This is a genomic window from Mucilaginibacter sp., from assembly GCF_028288105.1.
In the GTDB taxonomy this organism is placed as follows: Bacteria; Bacteroidota; Bacteroidia; order Sphingobacteriales; family Sphingobacteriaceae; genus Mucilaginibacter.
On sequence record NZ_JAQBOI010000254.1, the window covers coordinates 23114 to 29431 of the forward strand.

A 6318-nucleotide genomic window follows, 5' to 3' on the forward strand; every position below is an offset into this window, starting at 1 on the left:
TTTTTTATTTAAACAGGCTATCTACAAACGCCTGTCTGTCGAATAGTTGCAGGTGTTCCATGCCTTCGCCTACACCTATATATTTTACCGGTATTTTAAACTGGTCAGATATTCCTATCACCACACCACCTTTTGCTGTGCCATCTAATTTGGTTAGTGCCAGGGCATTAACCGCAGTTGCTTCGGTAAATTGTTTGCATTGTTCAATAGCGTTTTGCCCGGTTGATGCATCCAGTACCAGCAATATCTCGTGTGGTGCGCCGGGGACTACCTTTTGCATCACATTCTTGATCTTGGTTAACTCGTTCATTAAACCAACCTTATTATGTAAACGACCGGCGGTGTCAATAATTGCTACATCGTCGCCATTGGCTACGGCCGATCGCAGGGTATCATAAGCTACAGATGCTGGGTCGCTGCCCATGGGCTGTGCCACCACCTTTACATCAACTCGTTTACCCCAAAGTTGCAACTGATCTACCGCCGCCGCGCGGAAGGTATCGGCAGCGCCTAATACTACCTTGTTGCCGGCCTGTTTTAATTTGTGGGCCAGTTTGCCTATGGTAGTGGTTTTACCCACACCGTTAACGCCAACAACCATAATAACGTAGGGCTTATGATCCCCATACTCAAAGTTCTGAAAATCGTTGCTGTTGTTTTCGGCAAGCAGCTGCTGTATCTCGTCTTTTAAAAGCTTATTAAGTTCGGATGTGTTAACGTATTTATCTTTAGCAGCACGGGCCTGTATACGCTCAATGATCTTTAGGGTGGTGCTAACACCAACGTCAGACGTTACCAGCACTTCTTCCAGGTCATCCAGCACATCATCATCAACGGTACTTTTACCGGCAATTACTTTGGTGATCTTGGAGAAGAAGTTGTCTTTTGTTTTTTCCAGGCCGATATCAAGCGCCTGCTGTTCCTGCTGTGTGGTTTCCTTTTTCTTGAAAAAATCAAATAATCCCATAAGTCAGATGTGCAGATTTTAAATGTGCAGATATGCAAATTAATAATTCTAATCGGGATGTTTGGATATTAGATGTCATTCGCGCATCATTATATCTGTACATCCGCCAGTAACAAAAAAAGCCCTCTCGTTGTGAACAAGACGGCTTTTATATTTTTATCAAAAGTAATTACAGTTTACCCGCAATAGCATCTTTAATGAAATCGTTAGCAACGATCTGCTCTTTGAATGAGTAAGCACCTGTACGTGGTGATTTATTCATCGTTATTACTTTTGAAAACTCTTTTCCTTTACCCTGTACTTTAAGGGTTGCAACTACTTTCTTTGCCATGTTTTTATGTTTTTATAAGTTGTGCTTACAACTGCAGATTAAATAAATATCCCCGCAATCTACAGCAATCAAGCTTAGATTATTTAATCTCTTTGTGTAAAGTTACTTTCCTTAAAACCGGGTTGAATTTTTTCATTTCCAGTCTTTCGGTAGTGTTCTTTTTGTTTTTGGTGGTAATATAACGAGACATACCCGGCATGCCGCTGGTTTTATGCTCTGTGCATTCTAAAATTACCTGAACTCTGTTGCCTTTCTTAGCCATTTTCTTTTATGTTTTGAGTTGCCTGCCAATTGTTAAGATATCACATCTTTAACCGTAGCCCCAACAATCTATTAATATTAAATAGAGCCTTTTTTAACAAACTTGTTGATACAAGCTGTAATACCGTTTTTGGTGATAGTTTTAAGTGCTGAAGTAGATACTTTTAGAGTGATCCATTTATCTTCTTCAGGGATATAAAACCTTTTAAGTTTTAAGTTTGGATAAAACTTGCGTTTAGTTTTAACGTTTGAGTTAGAAACGTTAAAGCCATTCATGTAGCCTTTTCCTGTTAAATCACAAATTCTTGACATGACAAATATTTTTTAATTCTCGTTCTTTTCCTAAAAAGAGTTTGCAAATATCAGGTTTTTAACTGAGATAGGCAACAGTGTTTTTAAAATATTTCAAAAAAGATTTAATAAGGTGAAAACAAGTATTTATCAAGGCGATAATTACTGTTTAATAATATGTTATTATTCTTTTAACGATGGTAATGCCTGCAATAGTGCCATCTTTTAAAGTGGTTGTTTCTTTCCGCTTTATCCAGTTACCCCGTGGGTCAAAAAGTAAGTAGTCAATCTTGATTTTACGATTAAGTGTAGTGCCAGTTTCATAGTCGGCAATCAGCGATAAGAGTTGTTGCTTATTGTACCCGTATGTTCTTCGCCACTCAATCTTTTTATCTGAATTGATTTTAATATACCCTGTTTTTTGAAATGAATCTCTGAATTGATATTGGATTTTATAAATGGTGTCTTTATCTACAACCGAATCACCTGTTTTTTTCATCCAATATGTATAGAACATATTTCCATCTTTATTAAAGGCGTCTATGCAAACTCTGTTAACTGTGTCTTTTGAAGGTTCATTAGTAAAATGTTCTTCATCTGAATAGTAAATTTTGAGATTAACAAGCCGGGTAATGTAGCTATAACTTCCCTTTTCCGGCTTCGCGTAAGGAGTGGTTTTACTGAAAATTTTTATGAATTTCTGATTACCGCTTTTTTTTGAGTAGATATTTTCGGCGATTGTTTTTGCCACACCATTAACCTGTTCATCTAAATCCAATTTAAGAATTTCCTGCGCACGAACTGCTTGTACGTAAATCAATAAAATTACAATTGATATTATCAGCCTATTTATTATCCGCATGGTATTAAATTATCATTAAATATAAAGGTTAACAGCATAACTGTACTCACTTAAAACAAAAATTACTAATTTACGCCTCCATTTATTATACTACCATGCAAGTAAAATCATTTGAAGAATACCAGCAGGTGTACCGCAAAAGCGTTGAACAACCTGAACAATTTTGGGAAGATATTGCCAACAATTTTTTATGGAGAAAGAAGTGGGACACGGTTTTAGACTGGAACTTTAAAGAACCAAAGATAGAATGGTTTAAAGGAGCCAAGCTTAACATTACCGAAAACTGCCTTGACCGCCATTTAGAAAAGAACGGCGATACCCCCGCAATTATCTGGGAACCAAATGATCCGGCAGAGCATCACCGTATTTTAACCTACCGCCAGCTGCATAGTAAAGTTTGCCAGTTTGCTAATGTGTTAAAAAACAATGGCGCTAAAAAGGGCGACCGCATTTGTATATATATGCCAATGGTGCCCGAACTGGCAATTGCTGTTTTGGCTTGCGCCCGGATAGGAGCGATTCACTCAGTGGTGTTTGGTGGTTTTTCGGCGCAATCAATTGCCGATAGGATAAAGGATGCCGAATGTAATATTGTGATAACTGCTGATGGCAGCTTCCGTGGTACAAAAGAAGTCCCGCTGAAATCAATTATTGACGATGCGCTGGTACAGTGCCCATCTATTAAAAGGGTTATTGTACTTACCCGCAGCCGCACGCCGGTATCTATGATAAAAGGCCGCGATGTATGGTGGGAAGATGAAGTGCAAAAAGTAGAAACGCAAGGAAATATAGAATGCCCCGCCGAAGAAATGGATGCAGAGGATATGCTGTTCATCCTGTATACATCGGGCTCTACAGGTAAGCCAAAAGGCGTTGTACATACCTGCGGCGGCTACATGGTATATACCGGTTATACTTTTAGTAACGCGTTCCAGTACCAGCCGGGCGAGGTTTATTTTTGTACGGCAGATATTGGCTGGATAACGGGCCACTCCTACATTGCTTACGGGCCGCTGAGCCAGGGCGCTACTACCGTATTATTTGAAGGCATCCCTACCTGGCCAAATGCCGGTCGTTTGTGGGATATTGTAGAGAAGTTTAAGGTTAATATATTATATACCGCCCCAACCGCCATCCGCTCGCTAATGAGCTTTGGTGATGATGTGGTAAAGGGAAAAGATTTTAGCTCGTTAACAAAACTGGGCTCGGTAGGCGAGCCGCTTAACGAAGAAGCATGGCATTGGTTTGATGAGAAGATAGGTAAAGGAAATTGCCCTATTGTTGATACCTGGTGGCAAACCGAAACCGGTGGTTTCATGATATCGCCTATTGCCAATATTACCCCTTTAAAGCCGGGCTACGCAACTTTGCCACTGCCGGGCGTGCAACCTGTGCTTATTGATGATACAGGTAAGGAGATAGAAGGAAATGGCGTTAGTGGTAACCTTTGTATCAAGTTTCCTTGGCCGGGTATGCTGCGAACTACTTATGGCGACCACGAGCGTTGCCGCCAAACTTATTTTGCTACTTATCCAAACCTATATTTTACAGGTGATGGCTGCCTGCGCGATGAAGATGGTTACTACCGCATTACAGGCCGTGTAGATGATGTGCTGAATGTATCGGGCCACCGTATAGGTACGGCCGAGGTAGAGAATGCTATTAATATGCACAGCAGTGTGGTAGAAAGTGCCGTAGTAGGTTACCCGCACGATATTAAGGGCCAGGGGGTTTACGCGTTTGTGGTTAGCCCCAACCTGCACGATGATCCTGAGCTTACCAAAAAAGATATTATGATGACCGTGTCGCGTATTATTGGTGCTATTGCCCGCCCCGATAAGATCCAGTTTGTAAGCGGCCTGCCAAAAACACGCTCGGGTAAAATTATGCGCAGGATCTTAAGGAAGATAGCCGAAGGCGATACCTCTAATTTAGGCGATACCTCTACCTTACTTGACCCTGCTATAGTAGATGAGATTAAGCAAGGGGCTTTGTAGAACTAAGAGACAAGATGGAAATAGACCTTACAAATTCTGAGTTATTTAAAAGTTTTGCGGAATTTGAACAGGAGGAATTACACATCGATTTGCATACTGAATTTGATTGTGACGCTATTGATTTTTCAAGTTCTAAAAAGCAATTAAAGCTTTCGTTTAAACCTAACAAGTATTGTAAATGTGAGGTGAAAAGCGTCGAAGTCGTATTTGACGATTGCACTATCGAACGTTATTGTTCCAAATTCGATAGAACAAACACTGATTCAGGTACGCTTGATATAATGTATAGGGGAAGATTTGAGATAGGTAATGACGAATTAGGAGAGATATCACGTGCCGGACTTTATTATTACTATATAAACTTTTTGCCTGATGTAGACTTTGAGCTTTTTGCAAGAAGTGTTAAAGCGAAAGTTAATTTAATCTAAACTAAGAACGTTTTGGCTTGTTAATCTTATACATCTAAATAGGAGAATAAATTATGGATAAGTTAGAATTAAAAGGCGGTTGGAACGAGTTGAAAGGGAAAATAAAACAAGCTTACGGCGATTTAACCGATGACGATCTGGCCTACGAAGAAGGCAAGGACGACGAAACACTTGGCCGCCTGCAACAGAAAACGGGCAAAACCCGTGAAGATCTGGTGAAATGGATCAATAGCTTATAATTTGAAAAAGAAAAGGCCTCATTTAAATGAGGCCTTTTCTTTTACTCCAATTTGTCGTCCTTCACTGTCGTTACCCATGACAATTTTAGTAAATGGCTTGAAAAGTGTTCACGTTCACGGCCGTGAACACCATTGTGAACGCATAAATAACTGATAATGATCAATTTAAAAATACGCTACTGACGAAATAACGTCACCATTAAATCCAAACCTGGCACAGGCAAACATGCAAATAATATAGTCGGTCACGCCCCCTGCAAAGGCCTGTCAGTGCACCTTCAAAGGCCACGGCATTTGATAACTCAGCATGACAAAAGATTAAAATCCATACTTAGCGCGCCATTTGGTTTTGATATCGGCACGGGCCTGGATAAATTCTTTATCGGTGCCTTGTGCAATGGCGTCAATGGGTAAACGTAAAGGGCGGGTACCTTTTTCCATTTCAACCAATTTTAATACACCATCGGCAATAACCTGAGGATCCATTTTAAACTCGGCCATTTTGCTGAAGAACGCACCACCTAATTGATTGAATTTTTCGGTAGCAGCATCGCCGTAAGCGGCAACAATATCTTCCCTGTCGGCATTGATGCCTGTTTTAACACCACTGTTCATTTCAGTAGGATAAACGCCTGGCTGGATACTTACGTTCTCAATGCCGTATTCTTTTAACTCTTCCTGTGCGCCTTCGGTAATGCTTTCTACCCCAAATTTTGAAGCCAGGTAGGGGATCATAAATGGCACTGTAAATCCGCTTGCGCCAGATGTAATATTGATGATCAACCCGTTCTTTTCGGCACGCATGCCTGGTAAAACGGCCAAATAAGTGCGTAATACACTGTACAGGTTTACATCCATCATTTTTTTGAATTGCTCAACTGAATAGCCTTCCAATAAACCATAACCGGCCATGGCGGCGTTGTTTACCAGTACATCTATTTT

9 protein-coding genes are annotated in these 6318 nt (G+C 40.4%); 3 read left to right on the forward strand and 6 right to left on the reverse strand.

Features of this window, described 5'->3' with window-relative positions; translation table 11 throughout:
* Positions 1 to 4 precede the first annotated feature (4 nt).
* The 5 genes from ftsY to JWQ85_RS17375 form a co-directional block, all read right to left on the reverse strand.
* Positions 5 to 967 carry a signal recognition particle-docking protein FtsY gene (gene ftsY, locus JWQ85_RS17355; protein WP_299470247.1) on the reverse strand — a complete coding sequence of 321 codons (963 nt, stop codon included), beginning with the start codon at positions 965 to 967 and terminating at the stop codon, positions 5 to 7.
* Between the two features lie 169 nt (positions 968 to 1136).
* Positions 1137 to 1298, reverse strand: coding sequence for a DUF4295 domain-containing protein (locus tag JWQ85_RS17360; RefSeq protein ID WP_191173644.1), 162 nt, complete (start codon positions 1296 to 1298; stop codon positions 1137 to 1139).
* A 79-nt stretch (positions 1299 to 1377) separates the two neighbouring features.
* Complete coding sequence (gene rpmG / locus JWQ85_RS17365) at positions 1378 to 1560, reverse strand: 50S ribosomal protein L33 (RefSeq protein ID WP_121246452.1); 183 nt, start codon at positions 1558 to 1560, stop codon at positions 1378 to 1380.
* A gap of 77 nt (positions 1561 to 1637) precedes the next feature.
* Complete coding sequence (gene rpmB / locus JWQ85_RS17370) at positions 1638 to 1871, reverse strand: 50S ribosomal protein L28 (protein ID WP_067063465.1); 234 nt, start codon at positions 1869 to 1871, stop codon at positions 1638 to 1640.
* Positions 1872 to 2019: 148 nt separating this feature from the next.
* A complete protein-coding gene (locus tag JWQ85_RS17375) occupies positions 2020 to 2712 on the reverse strand; it encodes a hypothetical protein (RefSeq protein WP_299470259.1) in 693 nt (230 codons plus the stop codon).
* A 95-nt stretch (positions 2713 to 2807) separates the two neighbouring features.
* On the opposite strand from JWQ85_RS17375, the gene acs reads away from it, so the two are divergent.
* The 3 genes from acs to JWQ85_RS17390 are packed head-to-tail and all read left to right on the forward strand — an operon-like array spanning position 2808 to position 5376.
* The gene (gene acs, locus JWQ85_RS17380) at positions 2808 to 4709 is read left to right on the forward strand and encodes an acetate--CoA ligase (RefSeq protein WP_299470261.1); all 1902 of its coding nucleotides are present in this window, start codon (positions 2808 to 2810) and stop codon (positions 4707 to 4709) included.
* Between the two features lie 14 nt (positions 4710 to 4723).
* Positions 4724 to 5137 (forward strand): hypothetical protein, encoded by a 414-nt coding sequence (locus JWQ85_RS17385; protein WP_299470263.1) that lies wholly within the window; start codon positions 4724 to 4726, stop codon positions 5135 to 5137.
* Between the two features lie 53 nt (positions 5138 to 5190).
* A complete protein-coding gene (locus JWQ85_RS17390) occupies positions 5191 to 5376 on the forward strand; it encodes a CsbD family protein (RefSeq protein ID WP_299470265.1) in 186 nt (61 codons plus the stop codon).
* Between the two features lie 318 nt (positions 5377 to 5694).
* On the opposite strand, the gene JWQ85_RS17395 is transcribed toward JWQ85_RS17390, so the two are convergent.
* On the reverse strand, positions 5695 to 6318 hold a 624-nt coding region (locus tag JWQ85_RS17395; RefSeq protein WP_299470267.1), incomplete at its 5' end, for an SDR family NAD(P)-dependent oxidoreductase.